The organism is Streptomyces sp. NPDC008313, from assembly GCF_042956125.1.
Taxonomy (GTDB): Bacteria; Actinomycetota; Actinomycetes; order Streptomycetales; family Streptomycetaceae; genus Streptomyces.
On sequence record NZ_JBIBFR010000014.1, the window covers coordinates 235,055 to 256,599 of the forward strand.

General features: G+C 72.8%; 16 protein-coding genes. 6 read left to right on the forward strand and 10 right to left on the reverse strand.

The features are described from left to right. Positions 1 to 169: 169 nt before the first annotated feature. Together ACFY93_RS20865 and pta are read right to left on the reverse strand one after the other, a co-directional pair. Positions 170 to 1,402, reverse strand: a complete 1,233-nt coding sequence (locus tag ACFY93_RS20865; RefSeq protein WP_391361023.1) for an acetate/propionate family kinase — start codon at positions 1,400 to 1,402, stop codon at positions 170 to 172. Then, positions 1,399 to 3,519: a phosphate acetyltransferase gene (gene pta / locus ACFY93_RS20870; RefSeq protein WP_391361025.1), complete on the reverse strand. Its 2,121-nt coding sequence runs from the start codon at positions 3,517 to 3,519 to the stop codon at positions 1,399 to 1,401. The genes ACFY93_RS20865 and pta overlap by 4 nt, the downstream gene beginning before the upstream one ends. Positions 3,520 to 3,772: 253 nt before the next feature. On the opposite strand from pta, the gene ACFY93_RS20875 reads away from it, so the two are divergent. Further along, positions 3,773 to 4,798 (forward strand): ATP-dependent 6-phosphofructokinase, encoded by a 1,026-nt coding sequence (locus ACFY93_RS20875; RefSeq protein ID WP_391361028.1) that lies wholly within the window; start codon positions 3,773 to 3,775, stop codon positions 4,796 to 4,798. Positions 4,799 to 4,851: 53 nt separating this feature from the next. Here the strand turns inward: ACFY93_RS20875 and ACFY93_RS20880 are convergent, their stop codons facing one another. The 3 genes from ACFY93_RS20880 to ACFY93_RS20890 form a co-directional block, all read right to left on the reverse strand. Beyond that, positions 4,852 to 5,565, reverse strand: a complete 714-nt coding sequence (locus ACFY93_RS20880) for a helix-turn-helix domain-containing protein (protein WP_391361030.1) — start codon at positions 5,563 to 5,565, stop codon at positions 4,852 to 4,854. 639 nt (positions 5,566 to 6,204) lie between these two features. Next, a complete protein-coding gene (locus ACFY93_RS20885) occupies positions 6,205 to 6,906 on the reverse strand; it encodes a response regulator (protein ID WP_391361033.1) in 702 nt (233 codons plus the stop codon). Continuing rightward, complete coding sequence (locus tag ACFY93_RS20890) at positions 6,903 to 8,855, reverse strand: ATP-binding protein (RefSeq protein WP_391361037.1); 1,953 nt, start codon at positions 8,853 to 8,855, stop codon at positions 6,903 to 6,905. Before ACFY93_RS20890 ends, ACFY93_RS20885 begins: the two co-directional genes overlap by 4 nt. 276 nt (positions 8,856 to 9,131) lie before the next feature. Here ACFY93_RS20890 and ACFY93_RS20895 point away from each other — a divergent pair, with 276 nt between their 5' ends. After that, positions 9,132 to 10,547: a cation:dicarboxylate symporter family transporter gene (locus tag ACFY93_RS20895; protein ID WP_391361040.1), complete on the forward strand. Its 1,416-nt coding sequence runs from the start codon at positions 9,132 to 9,134 to the stop codon at positions 10,545 to 10,547. Positions 10,548 to 10,886: 339 nt separating this feature from the next. Here the strand turns inward: ACFY93_RS20895 and ACFY93_RS20900 are convergent, their stop codons facing one another. Continuing rightward, entirely contained in the window at positions 10,887 to 11,780 is an 894-nt protein-coding gene (locus ACFY93_RS20900; protein ID WP_391361043.1) for an aldo/keto reductase, read from the reverse strand. A gap of 1 nt (position 11,781) precedes the next feature. Further along, the gene (locus ACFY93_RS20905) at positions 11,782 to 12,711 is read right to left on the reverse strand and encodes an NAD-dependent epimerase/dehydratase family protein (RefSeq protein ID WP_391361046.1); all 930 of its coding nucleotides are present in this window, start codon (positions 12,709 to 12,711) and stop codon (positions 11,782 to 11,784) included. 128 nt (positions 12,712 to 12,839) lie between these two features. On the opposite strand from ACFY93_RS20905, the gene ACFY93_RS20910 reads away from it, so the two are divergent. From ACFY93_RS20910 to ACFY93_RS20925, 4 genes are all read left to right on the forward strand, one after another. Next, on the forward strand, positions 12,840 to 13,358 hold the full coding sequence (locus tag ACFY93_RS20910; RefSeq protein ID WP_391361049.1) for an AsnC family transcriptional regulator: 519 nt from the start codon (positions 12,840 to 12,842) through the stop codon (positions 13,356 to 13,358). Positions 13,359 to 13,418: 60 nt separating this feature from the next. Beyond that, positions 13,419 to 13,847: a MerR family transcriptional regulator gene (locus ACFY93_RS20915; protein ID WP_391361052.1), complete on the forward strand. Its 429-nt coding sequence runs from the start codon at positions 13,419 to 13,421 to the stop codon at positions 13,845 to 13,847. Beyond that, a complete protein-coding gene (gene trxA / locus ACFY93_RS20920) occupies positions 13,844 to 14,176 on the forward strand; it encodes a thioredoxin (protein ID WP_391361055.1) in 333 nt (110 codons plus the stop codon). The genes ACFY93_RS20915 and trxA overlap by 4 nt, the downstream gene beginning before the upstream one ends. Before the next feature lie 185 nt (positions 14,177 to 14,361). Beyond that, a complete protein-coding gene (locus tag ACFY93_RS20925; protein WP_391361104.1) occupies positions 14,362 to 16,653 on the forward strand; it encodes a UvrD-helicase domain-containing protein in 2,292 nt (763 codons plus the stop codon). A gap of 107 nt (positions 16,654 to 16,760) precedes the next feature. Here the strand turns inward: ACFY93_RS20925 and glgB are convergent, their stop codons facing one another. From glgB to ACFY93_RS20940, 3 genes are all read right to left on the reverse strand, one after another. Then, on the reverse strand, positions 16,761 to 19,655 hold the full coding sequence (gene glgB, locus ACFY93_RS20930) for a 1,4-alpha-glucan branching enzyme (protein WP_391361058.1): 2,895 nt from the start codon (positions 19,653 to 19,655) through the stop codon (positions 16,761 to 16,763). Between the two features lie 70 nt (positions 19,656 to 19,725). After that, positions 19,726 to 21,147: a phosphotransferase gene (locus ACFY93_RS20935; RefSeq protein ID WP_391361059.1), complete on the reverse strand. Its 1,422-nt coding sequence runs from the start codon at positions 21,145 to 21,147 to the stop codon at positions 19,726 to 19,728. Positions 21,148 to 21,239: 92 nt separating this feature from the next. Continuing rightward, on the reverse strand, positions 21,240 to 21,545 hold a 306-nt coding region (locus tag ACFY93_RS20940), incomplete at its 5' end, for an alpha-glucosidase C-terminal domain-containing protein (RefSeq protein WP_391361061.1).

Genomic DNA, 21,545 nt, shown 5'->3' on the forward strand with positions numbered 1-21,545 from the left:
TGGCGGAAGATACAAATGGGCGGGTGCGCGCTCAGGTGTGGCAGAGATCACGACCCGGCGGCGGTTCGCGGACGGACGGCGAGGGGTGGCGGGCGGACGCCGAGGGGCGGGGCGCCCGGTCGCGGGACTTCCCGGGAGGCGCGGCGGGCGTCCGGTCGTCACGACGGCCTCACGGGCGCGCGTGCGGAGCGGCGTCCCCACCGCCGACCAGTGCGTACGTCTGCGTGGCGATCTCCAGTTCCTCGTCGGTCGGCACCACGGCGACCGCGACCCGCGCGCCGGGGGGCGAGATCAGCCGCGGCCCGTCGGCCCGTACGGCGTTCAGCTCGCCGTCGACCGCCAGCCCCAGCTCCGTGAGGTCCGCGACGGCGGCCTCGCGCACCGGGGCGGAGTTCTCGCCCACCCCGGCCGTGAACGCGACGGCGTCGACCCGGCCCAGCACCGCGTAGTAGGCGCCTATGTACTTCCGCAGCCGGTGGATGTAGATGTCGAAGGCGAGCCGGGCCCGCTCGTCCCCCGCGTCCACCCGGCGGCGGATCTCCCTCATGTCGTTGTCACCGCACAGTCCGACCAGACCGCTCCTCTTGTTCAGCAGGACGTCGATCTCGTCGGCGGACATGTTCCCGACCCGCATCAAATGGAAGATGACGGCAGGGTCGAGGTCTCCTGAACGCGTACCCATGACCAGCCCCTCCAAGGGGGTCAGCCCCATCGAGGTGTCCACGCAGACCCCGCCCCGCACGGCCGACGCGGATGCCCCGTTGCCCAGGTGCAGCACGATGACGTTGACGTCCTCGGGCGCCCTGCCGAGCAGCCGGGCCGTCTCACGGGACACGTACGCGTGCGAGGTGCCGTGGAAGCCGTAGCGGCGCACCCGGTGCGCGTCGGCCGTCTCCACGTCGATCGCGTAGCGCGCGGCGGACTCCGGCATCGTCGTGTGGAAGGCGGTGTCGAAGACGGCGACCTGCGGCAGGTCGGGACGCAGGGCCATCGCCGTCCGCAGGCCGGTCAGGTTGGCCGGGTTGTGCAGCGGCGCCACCGGGATCAGCCGCTCGATCTCGGTGAGCACGGCGTCGTCGACGACGGTCGGCTCGGTGAACCGCCTGCCGCCGTGCACCACGCGGTGCCCGATCGCGGTCAGCTCGGCCGAGTCGAGGCCGAGCCCGTCCCGGGCCAGCTCGTCGGCGACGGCCTTGAGCGCGGCCTCGTGGTCCGCGATCGGCCCGTTCGTCTCCCGGCTGTCACCGCCGCGCATCAGCGGGGTGTGCCGCAGCCGCGACGTCCGCTCGCCGATGCGCTCCACGAGGCCGACGGCGAGCCGGCTCGTGTCGCGCATGTCGAGCAGCTGGTACTTCACCGACGACGAGCCGGAGTTCAGGACGAGGACGCGGGTGGCGCTCACTTGACGGTGGTCTCCTGCGACGAGTGCGGGTGCGGGGCGGGGGTCCGTGGCTGGGCCTGGGCCTGGATGGCCGTGATGGCGACGGTGTTGACGATGTCCCCGACGAGCGCGCCGCGGGAGAGGTCGTTGACCGGCTTGCGCAGCCCCTGCAGCACCGGGCCGACGGCGATCGCGCCGGCCGAGCGCTGCACGGCCTTGTACGTGTTGTTGCCGGTGTTGAGGTCCGGGAAGATCAGCACGGACGCCTGCCCGGCCACCTCCGACCCGGGCAGCTTGGTCGCCGCGACGGACGGCTCCACGGCGGCGTCGTACTGGATCGGGCCCTCGATCATGAGGTCGTCGCGGCGCAGCCGGACCAGGTCGGTGGCCTCGCGCACCTTCTCGACGTCCGCTCCGCTGCCGGACGTGCCGGTGGAGTACGAGAGCATGGCGATCCGGGGCTCGACCCCGAACTGCCGGGCGGTGGCCGCCGACTGGATGGCGATGTCGCACAGCTGCTCGGCGTTCGGGTCCGGATTGACGGCGCAGTCGCCGTAGACGAGGACCTTGTCGGCCAGGCACATGAAGAAGACCGACGACACGATCTTCGTGTCCGGCTTCGTCTTGATGATCTCGAAGGCCGGACGGATCGTGGCGGCCGTGGAGTGCACCGAGCCGGAGACCATGCCGTCGGCCAGGCCCTCCTGGACCATCAGCGTGCCGAAGTAGTTGACGTCCGAGACGACGTCGTACGCCAGCTCGACCGTCACGCCCTTGTGGGCGCGCAGCCCCGCGTACTTCTCGGCGAAGCGGTCCCGCATCGCCGAGGTCTGCGGATCGACGAGCTGGCATCCCGTGAGGTCGATCCCGAGGTCCGCGGCCCTCTTGCGGATCTGGTCGACCGGGCCGAGCAGCGTCAGATCGCACACGCCGCGCCGCAGCAGCACCTCGGCCGCGTGCAGCACCCGCTCCTCGGTGCCCTCGGGCAGCACCACGCGCCGCTTGTCGGAGCGGGCCTGCTCCAGCAGCTTGTGCTCGAACATCATCGGCGTCACCCGGCCGCTGCTCGGCGCGGAGACGCGCTTGAGGAGGTTGCCTGTGTCCACGTACCGCTCGAACAGGCCGATCGCGGTCTCCGCCTTGCGGGGCGTGGCCGCGTTCATCTTGCCCTCCAGGGCGAAGAGTTCGGCGGCCGTCGGGAAGCTCGTGCCGGCCACCGAGACGACCGGGGTGCCGGGGGCCAGACGGGCGGCCAGGGTGAGGATCTCGTCGCTGGGCCGCTCGTTCAGGGTGAGGAGCACACCGGCGATCGGGGGCGTCCCGGCGCTGTGCGCGGCGAGCGAGCCCACCACCAGGTCGGCGCGGTCGCCGGGAGTGACGACCAGGCAGCCCGGGGTCAGGGCGGCCAGGAAGTTCGGCAGCATCGCCCCGCCGAAGACGAAGTCGAGCGCGTCCCGGGAGAGCCCGGCGCCGTCGCCGAGCAGCACCGTGCCGCCGAGGGCGTGGGTGATCTGGGCGACGGTCGGCGCGGAGAGCGCCGGTTCGTCGGGCAGCACCCAACAGGGCACGGGCAGCCGGGAGTCCAGCCGCTCGTGGATCTCGGCGCGGTCCTCGGGGGCGACCCGGTTCACGACCATCGCGAGGACGTCGCAGCCCAGCCCGTCGTACGCGCGGTACGCGTTGCGGGTCTCGGCCCGCACGGACTCGGCGGTCTGCCCCCGGCCCCCGACCACCGGAATCACCGAGGCGCCGAACTCGTTGGCCAGGCGCGCGTTGAGCGAGAGCTCGTCGGGCAGCTGGGTGGCGGCGAAGTCCGTGCCCAGGACGAGGACGACGTCGTACTCCCGCGCCACCGCGTGGAAGCGGTCGACCAGCGTCGAGACCAGCTCGTCGGTTCCCTGTTCGGCCTGGAGCGCGGACGCCTCGTGGTAGTCCATGCCGTAGACGGTCGCGGGATCCTGGGTGAGCCGGTAGCGGGCGCGCAACAGCTCGAAGAGCCGGTCGGGGCCGTCGTGCACCAGCGGGCGGAACACTCCCACCCGGTCGACCCGGCGGGTCAGCAGCTCCATGACCCCCAGTTCGACGACCTGACGGCCGTCGCCGCGGTCGATCCCGGTCACGTACACGCTGCGCGTCACGCATGCTCTCCGTTCCGTCGCTCAGGCCACTCGCCCCCAGGGGGTCGCTACCCATTAGGGTGAGCAGAATCCTCTTGACAATACCTCCGTGGGTGGCTAAGCCGCCCACCCGGAGTGGAGCGGACGGCGGGCGGACGGCCCGCCTCGCGCCCGCCCTGGAGCGGGGTGAGGGCGCGGGAGCGACGGTGCTCCGGGAGCGTGAAACAATCGGATGAGCTCACACGTATCAACAGCGAGCAGGAGACACAGCACGATGCGTATCGGAGTTCTCACCGCAGGCGGCGACTGCCCGGGCCTGAACGCAGTGATCCGGTCGGTCGTGCACCGAGCGGTCACCCAGTACGGCGACGAGGTCATCGGCTTCGAGGACGGGTACGCGGGCCTGCTCGACGGCCACTACCGCAGCCTCGACCTCAACGCGGTCAGCGGTATCCTCGCCCGCGGCGGCACCATCCTCGGCTCCTCCCGCCTCCAGCGCGACCGGCTCCGCGAGGCCTGCGAGAACGCGCAGGACATGGCGATCGAGTTCGGCATCGACGTGCTGATCCCGATCGGCGGCGAGGGCACCCTGACCGCCGCCCGGATGCTCTCCGACGCGGGCCTGCCGGTCGTCGGCGTCCCGAAGACCATCGACAACGACATCTCCTCCACCGACCGCACCTTCGGCTTCGACACCGCGGTCGGCGTGGCCACCGAGGCGATGGACCGTCTGAAGACGACCGCCGAGTCCCACCAGCGTGTGATGGTCGTCGAGGTCATGGGCCGCCACGCGGGCTGGATCGCCCTGGAGTCCGGCATGGCGGCCGGCGCCCACGGCATCTGCCTGCCGGAGCGCCCCTTCGACCCCGCCGACCTGGTCAAGATGGTCGAGGAGCGCTTCGCGCGCGGCAAGAAGTTCGCCGTGGTGTGCGTGGCCGAGGGCGCGCACCCGGCCGACGGCACCATGGACTACGGCCATGGCGCGATCGACCAGTTCGGTCACGAGCGCTTCCAGGGCATCGGCACGGCTCTCGCCTACGAACTGGAGCGCCGCCTCGGCAAGGAGGCCAAGCCGGTCATCCTCGGCCACATCCAGCGCGGCGGCACGCCCACCGCGTACGACAGGGTCCTCGCCACCCGCTTCGGCTGGCACGCCGTGGAGGCCGCCCATCGCGGCGACTTCGGCCGTATGACCGCCCTGCGCGGCACCGACATCGAGATGGTCCCGCTGGCCGAGGCGGTCACCGAGCTGAAGACGGTCCCGAAGGACCGGATGGACGAGGCGGAGTCGGTCTTCTAGGACCGGCCCGGACGGGCTTCCGGGCCCGTCGCGTCGGGCCCGGAACCCAAGAGTCAGTGCGTGAGGCGGCGTACCGTCGACCAGAAGTGGTGGACGATGTGGGCGAGGAAGTCCTGGCCCGACTCGTCGGCTTCGGTGGCCGCGGGGCCGTCTGCCCAGCTCAGGGTGGCGGCCATCAGGGACTGGTAGTGGGCGTGCAGTTCCCCGAGGGTGTCCTCCAGCAGCCGCCGCTCCAGCGGGACCAGTTTGGCGAGTGGGCGCGCGTACGCCTGGCGGCGCGTCTTCACCGCGCTGCGCAGCAGCTCGGCGAGTTTCCCGTCGCGGCCGGTCACCGTGACGAAGTCGGGCAGCGAGAGTTCCAGCAGGTCGGCGAGCGCGGCGGACTGCCGGTCCGTGCCGCGCCACTCGTCGCTCTCCTCCATCCGCTGGTACGCGAGGAGTTCGAGGCCGACGGTACGGGCGACGTCCTCCGGGGCGACACCGCGCGCGACCCGGTGCTCCCGCAGGGTCCGGGGCGCCCCGATGAGTTCGCCCGGCGAGCACCACAACACCCCCGCGAGCGCGGCGAGTTCGGGCACGCTGGGAGCGGTGGCACCGCGCTCCCAGTCGGTGACGAGGCCGGGGGTCACATAGGGGAGCCCGTACGAGGCTCTCAGCCCGTACGCGACATGCTCGGGCCCCATACCGAGCGCGGCCCGCAGCCGGCGGGCGGCGGGGGCGTTGAAGGGCGGGGTGGGCGTGGGCTGCTGGGCCTGCGGTCGCTGCACGCCGCACAAGCTAGGGCCGCCCGGCTGCGAAGACTACGATCTGTTCGGCCACAATCACGCATTGTAGGAACATACGGTTTCGGCCGGGTGGTCCTGGTGCGGGATGCCGCGAGGGCCCGTCGGCGCGGGGTTCGCGGGCCGCGGGGCGGGTGTGCGGGGCCCGGCCTCCGTCCCGGAGCGTGCCCATGCGAACGGCAAGGTGGCCGGGCATATGCGGCCCCGCAGGTCCCGGGATTCCCGGACCGGCGCGAGGCCGGGTCCGTCGTCGCGGCGTGGGCGGCCCGTACCGCACCGCTCGACTGTCCCTCGACATCCTGTGCGAAGACGTCAAGGCGGTGCGGTTCGCCACCCCCCCCCGGGCGGGTGAGCGGACCGCGGCGCGATCCTTGCGCTCCCGGCGCCCCGGCCCCGCCCCACCCCCGCCCTCACACCCCTTCACTGCCCCGCCCGGCGCGCCTTGACCGCGCCCCCGGCGCGTCACCGTCGCCCAGGCGCCGGGCCACCAGGACGTGGAGCGGGTTCACGCGTCGAGCAGAGGATGCGGAACGCGGTCGGCTCGCGTAGGGGAGGTCGTTGACCGCGGCCGCTCCCGCGGCCGGACCGCCGTGACACCGCGCGGGGACGCGGCGCGGGAGCCGGTCAACGGGCCGTTCCCCGTGGGCCCTTCACCCACCGGTACACCAGCTCCGGCCGCCCCACCTGCCCGTACTGCGGCTTGCGGCCCGCCCTGCCCGAGTCGACCAGGTGTTCAAGGTAGCGCCGGGCCGTGATGCGGGAGATGCCGGCCGCCTCGGCGACACCGGCGGCGGTCAGGCCCTCGGCCGAGTCGCGCAGCGTCCGCGTCACCCGTTCCAGGGTCGGCCCGCTCAGGCCCTTGGGCAGCGCCGCCGGGCCGGGGGCGCGCAGGGTGGCCAGGGCCCGGTCCACCTCGTCCTGGCCGCTCGCCTCGCCGGCCGCCGCGTGGAACTCCGCGTACCGGACCAGCCGGTCCCGCAGGGTGCCGAAGGTGAACGGCTTCAGCACGTACTGGACGACCCCGAGCGAGACCCCCTCCCGTACGACGGCGAGGTCGCGCGCCGAGGTCACGGCGATCACGTCGGCGTGGTGACCGGCGGCCCGCAGGGAGCGCGCGAGCTGGAGTCCGTGCCCGTCGGGCAGATGCAGGTCGAGCAGCAGCAGGTCCACCGGGATCCGGTCCAGGGCGCGCCGGGCCTCGGCGCCGGTGTGCGCCTTGCCGACCGCGGTGAACCCGGGGACGCGGTTCACGTACATGACGTGCGCGTCGGCGGCGACGGGGTCGTCCTCCACGACGAGTACGCGCAACGGCTCGGGCTCGGTCATCTCTCGCCTCCAGGCACGGCGGTCCCGGTGGTCCGGTGCGCCGCCGGGCCGACCGGCACGGGCCCGTCCGGGGCGGGTCCGCCCTTCGCTGGCCGCGCGTCGGGCCCGGGTGTGACGGGCTCCTCCTCCGGGTGCCCCGACGAGCCGGGATCGGACTCGGCGGACCGGAGCTGGGCGGACCGGGGCCCGGCCGGCCGTGGTACGACGGCGCCGGACCCGCCGGACCCGCCGGACCCGCCGAGCCCGGCGGGTCCGGGCCGGTCGTCGTCCCCGTACCGGCCAGGACCCTCGCAGGGCGCGGGCGCGGGCGCGGGCGCGGGCGGGGGCGCGTCGGCGACCGCCGCCTCCCGCACGACGTCCGGCAGCGGAAGCCGTACCTCGAACTCCGCCCCGCCCCCCGCCGCCTCCGCCACCGTCAGGGTGCCCTCGTGACGGCTCACCACCTGCCGGACCAGCGCGAGACCCAGGCCGCGCCCGCCGGGCCCGGCCGGCTTCGTCGACCAGCCGCGCCGGAACACCGCCTCGGCGTGGGCCGGATCCACCCCGGCGCCCGTGTCCGCGACCCGCAGCAGCAGACCGGAGCCTTCCGTGCGGGCGGTCACCGTGACCCGCGCCCCGACCGAGCCCTGCGCCGCGTCGACCGCGTTGTCGATCAGGTTGCCCAGCACGGTGACCAGGTCCCGGGCGGGCAGCGGCTCGGGGAGCAGCCCGTCGTCGATGCGGCTGTCGGGGGAGACCACCAGCTCCACGCCCCGCTCGTTGGCCTGCGCCGCCTTGCCGAGCAGCAGGGCCGCCAGGACCGGCTCGCCGACCGCCGCGACCACCTGGTCGGTGAGCGCCTGGGCCAGCTCCAGCTCCGCGGTCGCGAAGTCGACGGCCTCCTCGGCGCGGCCCAGTTCGATCAGCGAGACGACGGTGTGCAGCCGGTTCGCCGCCTCGTGCGCCTGGGAGCGCAGGGCCTGCGTGAAGCCGCGCTCCGAGTCCAGCTCCCCCATGAGGGACTGCAGCTCCGTCACGTCGCGCAGCGTCACCACCGTGCCCCGGTGCTCGCCGCCGGAGACGGGGGAGGTGTTCACGACGAGCACGCGCTCCGCCGTCAGGTGCACCTCGTCCACGCGTGGCCGCGAGGACAGCAGGGCGCCGGTGAGCGGCGAGGGCAGACCGAGATCGGCGACGGACCGTCCCACCGCGTCGCCGCTCACCCCGAGCAGTTCCCGGCCGCCGTCGTTGATCAGCGCCACCCGGAACCGGCCGTCCAGCATCAGCAGGCCCTCACGCACGGCGTGCAGGGCGGCCTGGTGGTAGTCGTGCATCCGGCTGAGCTCGGCCGCGTTCAGACCGTGGGTGGAGCGGCGCAGCCGGGCGTTGATCACATACGTGCCGACGCCGCCCAGGGCCAGGGCGCCGCCGGCGACGCCGACGAGGGCCGCGACCTGGTCCTGCGCGCGCTCACTGATCGTCTCCACCCGGATGCCCGCGCTGACCAGGCCGACGATGCGCCCGTGGTCCCTGATCGGGGTGACGGCGCGGACGGACGGGCCGAGGGTGCCGGTGTACGTCTCGGTGAAGGTGTGCCCGGCCAGGGCGCGGGCCGTGTTGCCGAGGAACTTCTCGCCTATCCGGTCCGGTTTCGGGTGGGTCCAGCGGATCCCGTCCGGGTCCATGATCGTGACGAAGTCGACGCGGGTGTGCCGCTGCACCTGGTTCGCGTACGGCTGGAGGGCCGCCGTCGGGTCGGCCGTGGCGATCGCCTGCCGCACCGAGGGGGCGTCCGCGACGGAGCGGGCCACGGCCGACGCCTGACGCCCCGCCGCGTCCTCGGCCTGGCCGCGGTCGCTGACGTAGCCGAAGAGCGCGTACCCGGTCAGGAGCACCGCGATGAGCACGGCCTGCATGGCGAACAGCTGGCCGGCGAGGCTGCGGGGTCTCGGTGGGCGGGGGAGACGCATGGCATCAGTCTGCCTCGCCGTGTTGGCGTGAACTAAATGTACGGAAGGGTGACCGCCCTCACAGGCCGGGAGATAGTCACCCACAGCCGGGCTTCGTGTCCGCCGGTTCCGGGAGCCCCCGCTCCCGGTCCGGGAGTCCGTCTCCGTAACGGGGATCCGTTTCCGGTCCCCGGCCGGAGGCGCGAGATCCGGCCATTCTGTCCGGGAGCCCGCTCCCGGACGTTCCCCACCGGGAGTCCGCTCCCGGTCTTCCCCCGGACGTGAGCCGCACGCCGGATGATGCCGACGACGTCGTCAAGGAGGGCAGCCGTGAGCAGCACACCGACTACGGCACCTGCCACGCCCGCAGCCAAGCGGGACCGTACTCACTATCTGTACATCGCCGTGATCATCGCGGTCGTTCTCGGCATCGCCGTGGGCCTCGTCGCCCCGGACTTCGCGGTCGAGCTGAAGCCCATCGGCACGGGCTTCGTGAACCTGATCAAGATGATGATCTCCCCGATCATCTTCTGCACGATCGTGCTCGGCATCGGTTCGGTGCGCAAGGCCGCGAAGGTCGGCGCCGTCGGCGGTATCGCGCTCGGCTACTTCCTGGTGATGTCCCTGGTCGCGCTCGCCATCGGCCTGGTCGTCGGCAACGTCCTGCACCCCGGTACGGGCCTGGAGCTGACCGACGCGATCAAGCAGACCGGCCACGCCCAGGTCTCCGCGGAAGCGCTTCCCCCGGTCGATTTCGTGCTGTCGATCATTCCGACGTCGTTCGTCTCCGCCTTCACCGAGGGCCAGGTCCTGCAGACCCTGCTGATCGCCCTGCTCACGGGATTCGCGCTGCAGGCGATGGGCTCGGCGGGGCAGCCGGTGCTGCGCGGCATCGAGCACGTCCAGCGGCTCGTCTTCCGCATCCTCGCCATGGTCATGTGGGCCGCCCCGCTCGGTGCCTTCGGCGCCATCGCGGCGGTCACCGGCTCGGCGGGCGTCGACGCCCTCAAGAGCCTCGCCGTCCTGATGCTCGGCTTCTACGTGACCTGCTTCCTGTTCGTCTTCATCGTGCTCGGCGCCATGCTGCGGATCGTCTCCGGCGTCAACATCTTCCTGCTGCTCAAGTACCTGGCCCGTGAGTTCCTGCTGATCCTGTCCACCTCCTCCTCCGAGTCGGCGCTGCCCCGGCTGATCGCGAAGATGGAGCACCTGGGCGTCAGCAAGCCGGTGGTCGGCATCACCGTCCCGACCGGCTACTCCTTCAACCTCGACGGCACCATGATCTACATGACCATGGCGTCGCTCTACATCGCCGACGCGCTCGGTACGCCGATGTCCGTCGGCGAGCAGATCCCGCTGCTGCTCTTCCTCCTGGTCGCCTCCAAGGGCGCGGCGGGCGTCAGCGGCGCCGGTCTCGCCACGCTGGCCGGCGGTCTGCAGTCCCACAAGCCCGCCCTGGTCGACGGCGTCGGCCTGATCGTCGGCATCGACCGCTTCATGAGCGAGGCCCGCGCCCTCACCAACTTCGCGGGCAACGCCGTCGCCACGGTGCTCGTCGGCACCTGGACCAAGGAGATCGACCGGGCCCGCGTCGACCAGGTCCTCGCCGGCCGGCTCCCCTTCGACGAGACGACCCTGCTGGACGACGCCGAGGGTGCCCCGGCCGCCCACGTCCCCGAGCAGGGCGGCGAGAAGGAACTGGCGAAGGCGTAGTGGGTCCCCGACTCTCCGGGCGTTCCTGACGCGCCCGGAGGACACCCCCGAGCGGCCGGGGAACTCCCCGTACAAGACCCGGACGCTCGGCTCCCCCCCGGTGCCCGGCGGCGACCAGCCGCCGGGCACCGGCGCGTCGGGGGGGGGGGGGGCCCCCACCCCCGCGCCCCCCCCCCCCCCCCGCGGGGCGCCCGCCCCCCCCCCCCCCCCCCCCCCCCCCCGCGCCTGTGCTCCGGCCCGCGCCGTGCCCCGCCACCCCTCGTCGCCGGACACCGTCCCGTCGCCGGCGTCAGCACCCCGCGGAGGCCGGGAGCCGCCCGGGCCCGCGTGCCGCCGTCCTCAGTCCGCGTGCCGGGTGCTCGCCTCCAGCAGGGCCAGTTCCTCCGCGTCCAGGAGCAGGTCCGCGGCCTGTGCCGAGTCGCGAATCGTCTCCGGGCGGCTCGCGCCCGGGATGGGGATCACCGTCGGGGAGAGCGACAGCAGCCAGGCGAGGCAGACCCGCTGGGGCGTCGTACCGCGCTCACGGGCGATCGCGCGGAAGGCGCCGAACGGGGTGGATTCCAGCCGCGACGGGCCATCGAGGGAGCTGTGGGAGATTCCGCCGAGGGGGCTCCACGGGAGGAAGGCGAGCCCCAGCTCGGCGCAGAGCCGCAGTTCGGCGTCGCTGTCGCGGACGGCGGGGGAGTACTGGTTCTGGACCGAGACCAGCCGGTCCCCGAGGATCGCGCGGGCCCGCAGGATCTGGTCGGCGTCCGTGTTGGAGAGGCCGGCGAGGCGGATCTTGCCCTCGTCGAGCAGGTCACGCAGCGCGCCCACGGACTCCTCGAAGGGGACGGCCGGGTCGGGCTTGTGGAGCTGGTAGAGGCCGATCGCCTCCACGCCCAGCCGCTTCAGGGACGCCTCCGCGGCGGCCCTGAGGTGGGAGGGGCTCCCGTTCACCGTCCAGCTGCCGTCGGCGGGCCGGCCGCGCCCGCCCTTGGCGGCCACCAGCACGCCGGTGGTGTCGCCGCCGTACGTGGCGAGGGCGCGGGCGACGAGGCGCTCGTTGTGGCCGGGCCCGTCGCCCGGCAGGTGGTACGAGTCCGCGGTGTCGAGGAGGGTGACGCCCGCGTCGAGCGCGGCGTGCACCGTGGCCAGGGCCCGTGCCTCGTCGGGGCGGCCCTCGATGGACAGTGGCATCGCCCCCAGGCCGATCGCGCCGACCCCGGTTCCGCCGAGCGTGCGGTGACGCATGTCAGTCCTTCCCGAGTGTCTGGGCCACGGCACGCGGCAGCCAGTGCCGGGCCCGGCCGAATCCGAACCCGAGCCGGGCGGCCCGCGTGTTGTCCATCCCGTACGCGCGGGCGAAGGAGAACGGCGAGACCTCGCCGGCCTCCACTCCCCTCAGCACGGTCCGCCCGCCGGGGACGAGCGCGGCGACGGCGGCGCACAACTCCTCGGTGGTCAGCGTCCCGTGGGACGCCGCGTTCACCGGTCCGGTGAACTTCTCGCCGACGGCCCAGAAGAGGAAGTCCGCGATCTCCTCGACGTGGATGTACGTCGCCGGACGGTTCACGAGGGGCACCGCGATCGGCTCACCGGTGCGGATGCGGGACGCGTAGTGGTCGAGCCGGCCCGTGAAGTCGTCGTTTCCGCCGAGGACATGGGCGACGCGCACGGCGACGTACGGGAACGCGGGGTCCGCCGGATCCGGCGGGTCCGCCGCGAGGACCGCCTCCGCCTGGCGCTTGCCCTCGCCGTAGTGCGCGTCGACGAACTCCGGGTCGTCCCAGGGCAGAGTGAGGTCCACGGCGACGATACGAGGGTCCACGGCCTCCTCGGTGACGAGCGACGCCGAGTCCTCGTTCTCGTACACCTCGACCGTCGACGTCATCACATAGCGGCTGGTGCGCCGTGCGAACACCCGGCGGGCGATCTCCGCCTGGCGCGGGGTGTAGCAGACCTGGTCGACGACGACGTCGAAGGTGCGTGTGCCCATCGCCCGTTCCAGGGAACGCTCGTCGTCACGGTCGGCCACGAGGTGAACGGCTCCCTCGGGCGGTGGTGACGAACCCCGGTTGACGACGGTGACCCGGTCCCCGGCGGCGAGCAGCCGGGCCGTCAGCCGCTTGCCGAAATACCGGTTCCCACCGATGACGCACACGTCGCGCACGACGCCCCCCATTTCCGTTCTCCGTCGTTCCGGCCGGTGCCCGCTCCCCGCGCCCGTTCCCGGCACCCGGGCCGTCCCCCGGCCGTCTTCCCTGCGGCCATAATTCTCCCGAGGCACAGGCCGGCTCTGAAGGGAGAGACATGGGAGATACGGGCCCGGCACCGAAAGAACAACGGTATGCGCGCCCCGCCGCCGGTGAAACGTCGGCGGCCTTCGACACGCTGGACCGGCAGATCCTGGAACTGCTGCAGAGCGACGGCCGGATCAGACTGAGCGAGCTGGGCCGCCGGGTCCGGCTGAGCCCGGCGGCCGTCGCCGAACGGGTGCGCAGGCTGGAGGCCGCGGGCGCCGTCACCGGCTACGGCGCGCACGTGTCGACGTCCGCGCTCGGGTACGGGATCCAGGCGTTCATCAGGGTGAACCCGCACGGCGGGTACACCCTCAAACACCCCAGGACCCTGGAGCTGATCGCCCGCCCCGAGGTGACCGAGGTCCATCACGTGGTCGGCGAGGACTGCTGGATCCTCAAGGTCGCGGTCGCGGACACCGTCCACCTGGAGGACGTCCTCGAACAGACCGCGGCGCTGGGCCGTACGACGACGTCCATCGTGCTGTCCTCCCCGGTCGAGCGGAAGCCGCTGCTCCCCCGCTGGCCGTGAGCGGCGGGCCGGGTCCGTGTACTTGCCTTGACGTCGGCGTCAAGGATTACCGTCGCGGTCATGCGAATCGGCGAGCTGGCGGCACGGGCCGGGACGACCACGCGGACCTTGCGGTACTACGAGTCGCGGGGGCTGCTGCCCGCCCGGCGGGGCGGCAACGGCTACCGCACCTACGACGAGGGCGACCTGCGGCTGCTGCGGCAGATCACGACGCTGCGGGACTTCGGGTTCGACCTGGAGGAGACGCGGCCCTTCGTGGAGTGCCTGCGGGCCGGGCACCCGGAGGGGGACTCCTGTCCGGCCTCGCTGGACGTCTACCGCCGCAAGCTCGCCGAGCTGGACGCGCTGATCGGTGAGCTCGCGACGGTCCGCGAACAGGTCGGCGACCAGTTGACGCGGGCGGAGCGGGCGCGTGACGAGCTGGCGGCCGAGGCGGGGGCTCCGGGGGGTCCGGAGCCGGTGTGCGAACTGGGAGGACGGACGCTGTGATCAAGGCGGCAGGTGTGGACGAGGTGACGGACGCCGATTTCGCGGCGGAGGTGATCGGGGCGGAGCTGCCCGTACTGGTGGAGTTCACCGCCGACTGGTGCGGACCGTGCCGGCAGCTTGCGCCGGTGCTCAGTGACATCGCGGCCGAGCAGGCGGGCCGGCTCAAGGTCGTCCAGCTCGACGTGGACCGCAATCCCGGGACGACCGTGGCGTACGGCGTGCTGTCGATGCCCACCCTGATGGTGTTCCGCGGCGGCGAGCCGGTGAAGTCGATGGTGGGGGCCAGGCCCAGGAGGCGGCTGCTGGAAGAACTCTCCGACGTCCTTTGATCCGGGCGGAGTGCGGGACGGCGCGCTCCGCCCGTACTCCGCAAGCTCCCGTGAACGAGGAAATCCCCCGAGCAATTGCGCTCGGGGGATTTCTCTGCGTATATTCGATGGTTCGCGACTTCCGTGTGATGCCCGAGGTGATATTCGGAATCCCAGGTCGCGGAGAAGTTCACTGAGCAGAGTATATCCGGGCGGGAGCGGAATTGTCAAACAAGGCCTCGAACTCAGACTCCACCAAAGCCACCACACCGTTTACCGACGAGGAATTCAGGCGTGAGCAGGAATTCATCGACGGGCTGTACGCGCGCGTGGACGTCCTGCGCGGCGGCACCGAGGCCTCCGTGGCGGACGCCCTCGCGCAGGGCAGCACCCCGATGCAGGCCCGCCTGGAGCGGGACGTCCTCGTCGCGGAACGCTCGGGACTGCTCGCCGCGCTGAACGCCGTGGACGGCTCGCTCTGCTTCGGCCGCGTCGACCTCACCACGGGCGTCAGCCACCACATCGGCCGCATCGGCATCCGCGCCGACGACACCGAACACACCCCGATCCTCGTCGACTGGCGCGCCCCCGTCGCCCGCCCCTTCTACCTCGCCACCGGCCACACCCCGATGGGCCTGCGGCGCCGCCGGCACATCACCACCGAAGGGCGCCGGGTCACCGGCCTCCACGACGAGATCCTCGACCTCGGCGACCACGAGCGCACCGGCCACGAGGACCCCACCGGTGACGCCGTGCTGCTCGCCGCGCTCAACTCGGCCCGCACCGGCCGGATGAGCGACATCGTGCAGACCATCCAGGCCGAACAGGACCGGATCATCCGCGCTCCGCACCGCGGCGTCATGGTGGTGGAGGGCGGCCCCGGCACCGGCAAGACCGCCGTGGCCCTGCACCGGGCCGCGTACCTGCTCTACGAACACCGGGAACTGCTCGCCAAGCGTGCCGTCCTCATCGTCGGCCCCAACCCGGCGTTCCTCGGCTACATCGGCGAGGTGCTGCCCTCCCTCGGCGAGACGGGCGTCCTCCTGGCCACCGTCGGCGAACTGTTCCCCGGCGTACGGGCGACGGCCGCCGACAGCCCGGCCGCCGCGGCCGTCAAGGGCCGCGCCGACATGGCCGGCGTGCTCGACGCCGTCGTACGGGAGCGGCAGGCGCTGCCCGATCCCGTCATCGCCATCGAGCACGACCGCGACGTCCTGATGCTCGACGCCGGGCTCGTCCGGGTCGCCCGCGAGCGCACCCGTGAGGCGGGACTCCCGCACAACGTGGCCCGCGAGTACTTCGAGGGTCACATCCTCAACGCCCTCACCGACATGGTGGCCGAACGCATCGGCACGGACCCCTACGACGGCTCCAATTTGCTCGACCCCAGCGACATCACCCAGATCCGCGACGAACTCGCCGAGAACCCCGAGGTCTGGGCGGCCGTCGAGCAGCTGTGGCCCCGGCTCACCCCGCAGCGGCTGGTCGCCGGTTTCCTCGCCGCGCCGGAGGGACACCTGTCCGCCGAGGACGCGGCGGCCGTCCGCCGTCCCGTCACCGCGCAGTGGACCGTCTCCGACGTCCCCCTCCTCGACGAGGCCGCCGAACTGCTCGGCGAGGACGACCGGGTCACCCGCGCCCGCGCCGACCAGGAGCGCCGAAGCCAGGTCGCCTACGCGCAGGGTGTCCTCGACGTCTCCTACGCCTCCCGTACGTACGAGTTCGAGGACAAGGACGAGGAGGACGCCGAGGTCCTGTCCGCGCACGACATCATCGACGCGGAACGGATGGCCGAGCGGCACGAGGAGGCCGACCACCGCAGCGCCGCCGAGCGGGCGGCGGCCGACCGCACGTGGGCGTTCGGGCACATTATCGTCGACGAGGCGCAGGAGCTGTCGCCGATGGCGTGGCGGCTGCTGATGCGGCGCAGCCCGACCCGTTCGATGACGCTCGTCGGTGACCCGGCGCAGACCGCCGAGGCGGCGGGTGTCGGCTCGTGGTCCGGCATCCTCGAACCGTACGTCCAAGGGCGGTGGGAGCACACGCGTCTCGCGGTGAACTACCGGACGCCCTCCGAGATCATGGACCTCGCGGCGGCCGTGCTGCGGGTGTCCGACCCGGGGTTCGAGCCGCCGAGTTCCGTGCGGTCCACCGGCGTACGCCCGTGGGTGCGGCAGACCGACGACCTCCCCGCCGCCGTCGCCGAGGGGGTCCGTGAGCTCTCCCCGGCGGAGGGGCGGACGGCCGTGATCGCGCCCCGGACGCTGCACGCGTCGCTGGCGGAGCGGCTGGAGGGGGTCGTGGCGGGACAGGACCCGGACCTGACGCGGTCGGTCGTCCTGCTCGACCCCCGTCAGGCGAAGGGGCTGGAGTTCGACGCGGTGCTGGTGGTGGAGCCGGGTTCCTTCGGCACGAGTGACCTGTACGTCGCCCTGACCCGGGCGACCCAGTCCCTGGGAGTCCTGCACACGGGCACCTTGCCGGCGGGCCTGGGGTAGTACCTCCGAACGCCGGAGGGGCTGGAAGTCCAGCCCCTCCGGCGTGCAGGGAGCGGGGTCGGGGGCGGCCACCCCGGAGGGGGCGGGCAGGGCGGAGGGGGTGAGAACTACGCGGGACGGAGCCAGACCGTGGCCAGGGGCGGCAACGTCAGCCGCAGGCTGGCCGCGCGGCCGTGCGCCGGGTGGGGATCCGCTTTCACCGGGTCCGGATGGACGACGTCCCCGCCCCCGTACCGGCCCGCGTCCGTGTTCAGCACCTCCCGCCACGCGGGAACGTCCTCCGGAACCCCGATCCGGTACTCGGGCCGCACCACGGGCGAGAAGTGCGACACCGCCAGCAGCGGCACCCCCTCCGCGTCGTACCGCAGGAACGCGAACACGTTGTCCTCCGCCGCGTCCCCCGCCACCCACGCGAAACCGGCGGGGTCGGCATCCCGCTGCCACAGCGACGGTTCCCGCCGGTACACGGTGTTGAGGTCGCGTACGAGGTCGCGCACGCCCCGGTGGTCCGGCTCCGCCGCGTACGCCGGGTCCAGCAGCCACCAGTCCGGCCCATGGCTCTCCGACCATTCCGCGCCCTGGGCGAACTCCTGGCCCATGAACAGGAGTTGCTTGCCCGGGTGGGCCCACATGAAGCCGAGGTACGCCCGGTGGGTGGCCCGCTGCTGCCACCAGTCGCCCGGCATCTTCGACACCAGCGACCGCTTCCCGTGCACCACCTCGTCGTGGGAGATCGGCAGGAGGTAGTTCTCGCTGTAGGCGTACACCGTCGAGAACGTCATCTCGTCGTGGTGGTACCTGCGGTGCACCGGATCGTGCCCCACATAGCCGAGGGAGTCGTGCATCCAGCCCATGTTCCACTTCAGCCCGAAGCCGAGGCCGCCGAAGCCGCCGGGACCCGTGTGGTGGGTGGCGCGGGTGACGCCGTCCCAGGCGGTGGACTCCTCGGCGACGGTGACGACACCGGGGTTGCGGCGGTAGACGGTGGCGTTCATCTCCTGGAGGAAGGCGACCGCGTCGAGGTTCTCGCGCCCGCCGTGCTCGTTGGGTGTCCACTGTCCGGGCTCGCGCGAGTAGTCGAGGTAGAGCATGGAGGCGACGGCGTCGACGCGCAGGCCGTCGATGTGGAACTCCTCGCACCAGTACACGGCGTTGGCGACGAGGAAGTTGCGCACCTCCTTGCGGCCGTAGTCGAACTCCAGGGTCCCCCAGTCCGGGTGGGCGGCCCGCGACGGGTCGTGGTGCTCGTACAGCGGCCGTCCGTCGAACTCGGCCAGGGCCCAGTCGTCGCGCGGGAAGTGCGCCGGGACCCAGTCCATCAGGACGCCGACACCCGCCCGGTGCAGCGCGTCGACCAGGTACTTGAAGTCGTCGGGGGTGCCGAGCCGAGACGTCGGCGCGTAGAACCCGGTGACCTGGTAGCCCCAGGATCCGCCGAAGGGGTGCTCCGCGACCGGCAGCAGTTCCACGTGGGTGAAGCCCAGGTCGCGGACGTACGCGGGGAGTTGTTCGGCGAGCCGGCGGTAGGTCAGCCCCGGCCGCCAGGACGGCAGGTGCACCTCGTACACCGAGAACGGGGCCTCGTGCACCGGCCGGTCGCCCCGGTGCGCCATCCACTCCTCGTCCTGCCACACGTGGTGCGAGGTGTGCACGACGGACGAGGTGCTGGGCGGGACCTCGGTGTGCCGGGCCATCGGGTCGGCCCGCAGCGTGCGCGAACCGTCGGGCCGGGTGATGTCGAACTTGTAGAGCTCGCCCTCGCCGATGGCCGGGACGAACAGCTCCCACACCCCGGACGAACCGAGCGAGCGCATCGGAAAGCCGCTGCCGTCCCAGTAGTTGAAGGTGCCGGCCACGCGCACACCCCGCGCGTTCGGCGCCCACACCGTGAACCGGGTGCCGGTGACGCCCTGGTGCGTCATCGTCCGGGCGCCCAGCGCCTTCCACAGCTCCTCGTGCCGGCCCTCGCCGAGCAGATGCAGGTCGAGTTCGCCGATCGCGGGCAGGAAGCGGTAGGCGTCCTCCGTCTCGTGCACCGTCCCCTCGTACGCCACCAGCAGCCGGTACTCCGGGACCGTGCGCAGCGGCAGCACACCGGAGAAGAAGCCGTCGCCGTCGTCGCGCAGTTCGGCGCGCAGCTCGTCCGTCACGACGGTCACAGACAGCGCGTACGGGCGCAGCACCCGGAAGGCCACCCCGCCCGGCACCGGGTGGGCGCCCAGTACGCCGTGCGGATCGTGGTGCGTGGCTCCCAGCAGCCGCTCCCGGTCCCCGGCGCCCACTTCGGCGCCCGCGCCGACGGTCACAGCGGACGGCTCGGCGGGTGCGGTGGGTGCGGCGGGTGCGGCAGGCGTGGCGGGCGTGGCGGGTGCGGGGACGCGCGGGGGCCTGTCCCCGGGCGGGCCGGAGACCCCGCCCTGCCCCTCGGCGGCGGCCGGAGCGGGGATCCGCGGACCGCCCGCCTCCATGGGCGCACCGCCCCGCGCCGGGGGGCGGGGCGTCTGCGCGGGCACCTTCTCCGCCACACCGGTCCTGGGGGCACGTGCCGCCGGGGTCTTCGCCGAGGACGCGGCAGCGCGCTCGGCCGCGGGCTTCCCGGGCGCCGTCTTCCCGGACACGGCCTTCTTCGCGGCGGCCTTCCGGGGGACCTTCTTCACGGCCGCGCTCGCAGCCGTCTTCGAGGCGGCGGCCTTCTTGGCAGCCGGCTCCTTGGCATCCGGCTCCTTGGCAGCAGGCTCCTTGGCAGCAGGCTTCCCGGTGGCTGCTTGCTCGGAGACCGCCTTCTTCCCGACGGGCTCGGCGGCGACGGACTTCTTCACGACGGGCTTGGCGGCGACGGCCTTCTTGGTGACGGCCTTCTTGGCCGCACTCTTCTTCGCTGCCGCCGTCTTCTTCGCGGCGGCAGCCTTCTTGCCGGAGTCCGCGGCGGTGGCGTCGGCCGGGCCCGGCTTCTTCGCGCCGCTCTTCTTCGGACTGTCCTCGGACGGGGGGCGGGGGGTCACGGGCAGGGCCTCCTCGGCAGGGTGCGATGGGGCGGGGGTCGGGGCGGGGAAGGGTGTGGGGCGGGCGTGATCACTCCGGGGCGGCGTCCGCGGCGAGCCGGCGGATCGCGGAGAGCGGGACCGGCAGCCAGTCGGGCCGGTGCCGGGCCTCGTACACGACCTCGTAGACCGCCTTGTCCGTCTCATAGGCGCGCAGCAGTACCGGGTCGGTGCGGGGGTCGCGTCCCGCGACCTCGGCGTAACCGGCGCAGTAGGCGGCCCGGCAGGTGGAGGCCCAGCCGGGCGCGGCCGGGCGCTGCGAGTGGGCCGCGTAGTCGAAGGAGCGGAGCATGCCCGCGATGTCCCGCACCGGGGGCTGCGGCATCCGGCGTTCGGCCAGCGGCTTCGACGGCTCGCCCTCGAAGTCGATCAGGGACCAGTCACCGGAAGGGGACCTCAGGCACTGTCCGAGATGGAGATCGCCGTGGATGCGCTGCGCCGTCCAGCTCTGCCCCTCGGCGGCCAGGTCGGCGAGGGCCTCGAAGGCCGTCCTCAGGCCGGGCGCGTACGGCACCAGCGCGGGCACCGCCCGTACCGCCGCCTCCAGCCGCCCGGTCATGCCCTCGACCAGGAGCCGTAACTGCCCCTGGCCCATCGTGACGGTGGGCAGCGCGCGGGCGAGCGCCGTGTGGACCTCGGCGGTGGCCCGCCCCAGCGCCCGCGCCTCGGCGGCGAAGTCCTCGCCCTTGGCCAGCTCGCGCAGCGCGAGTTCCCAGCCGTCCGCCGCGCCCTGCACGAAGGGCTGGAGCACGCCGAGGACGTACGACTCGTCGGTCGTGTCGCGGAGGTCCGCGAGCAGCCAGGCCGCGGGTGCGGGCACCCGGGGACAGCCCTCGCGGGCCAGTATCAGGGGCAGTTCCAGGTCCGGGTTCATTCCCGGGACGACCCGGCGCAGCAGCTTCAGGATGAACGTATCTCCATAGACGACGGAGGAGTTCGACTGTTCCGCGGTGACCACGCGCGGCACCAGGTCCCCCCGGATGTCCTGGCACGCGTCGCGCTCGAAGCGGAGCCCGCCGATGCGCGCCCGGGTGCGCAGCGCCTCCAGGAGCATTCCGGCGGGGCGCGGGTCGTACAGCGCCTCGTAGGCGGTCCGGCCGGCCAGTGGCCCGTCGGAGAGATGGCCGATCAGCGCGGGGGCGAGCCGGGGTGGCAGGGCCTCGCGCAGACCGATCAGCAGTTGGTAGCAGTCGCCGGGGTGCGTGCGGGCACCCTGTGTCGCGGTGAGCGGCTGGTGGGCCCGTACCAGCAGATGGAAGAGGCCCAGCGTTCCGTCGGCGGGCAGCAGCTCGGTGGCCGCCACCAGCGTGAAACCGCTGACCGGACGTCCCTTGCCCGCGAACCACCGCTGTCGCGGCAGCCATTCGCGCAACAGGGGATCCAGCGACGCGAGAAGACCAGGGGCCACTGCGGACCCGTGTGAACTGGCGGAACGGGTGACGGCTTCCGACATGGCGTCGCGTCCTTTCCCCGGGGGGCTCGGGGTGGTTACTCATGCGTGCCCCGGGCGGGGCGGAGGAAACGGACCCCGCCCGGGCGGTCTGCCTAGACGGTGTCCTCGCGCAGTCGGAACCAGTAGAAGCCGTGGCCTGCGAGGGTGAGGAGGTAGGGGAGGTCTCCGATGGCGGGGAAGCGGACGCCGCCGATGAGTTCGACGGGGTGGCGTCCGGCGAAGGTCTGGAGGTCGAGTTCGGTGGGCTGGGCGAAGCGGGAGAAGTTGTGGACGCACAGGACGAGGTCGTCCTTGTATTCGCGTAGGAAGGCGATGACGGCGGGGTTGGAGGAGGGGAGTTCGGTGTAGCTGCCGAGGCCGAAGGCCATGTTCTGTTTGCGGATCTCGATCATCCGGCG

Excerpts from the sequence above, each read along its gene's own strand:
- ACFY93_RS20905 (WP_391361046.1), bottom strand. The coding sequence starts at position 12,711 with ATGGGGGGCGTCGTGCGCGACGTGTGCGTCATCGGTGGGAACCGGTAT.
- ACFY93_RS20875 (WP_391361028.1), top strand. The coding sequence starts at position 3,773 with ATGCGTATCGGAGTTCTCACCGCAGGCGGCGACTGCCCGGGCCTGAAC.
- ACFY93_RS20900 (WP_391361043.1), bottom strand. The coding sequence starts at position 11,780 with ATGCGTCACCGCACGCTCGGCGGAACCGGGGTCGGCGCGATCGGCCTG.
- ACFY93_RS20915 (WP_391361052.1), top strand. The coding sequence starts at position 13,419 with ATGCGAATCGGCGAGCTGGCGGCACGGGCCGGGACGACCACGCGGACC.
- ACFY93_RS20895 (WP_391361040.1), top strand. The coding sequence starts at position 9,132 with ATGATGCCGACGACGTCGTCAAGGAGGGCAGCCGTGAGCAGCACACCG.
- ACFY93_RS20910 (WP_391361049.1), top strand. The coding sequence starts at position 12,840 with ATGGGAGATACGGGCCCGGCACCGAAAGAACAACGGTATGCGCGCCCC.
- ACFY93_RS20890 (WP_391361037.1), bottom strand. The coding sequence starts at position 8,855 with ATGCGTCTCCCCCGCCCACCGAGACCCCGCAGCCTCGCCGGCCAGCTG.
- ACFY93_RS20885 (WP_391361033.1), bottom strand. The coding sequence starts at position 6,906 with ATGACCGAGCCCGAGCCGTTGCGCGTACTCGTCGTGGAGGACGACCCC.
- ACFY93_RS20935 (WP_391361059.1), bottom strand. The coding sequence starts at position 21,147 with ATGTCGGAAGCCGTCACCCGTTCCGCCAGTTCACACGGGTCCGCAGTG.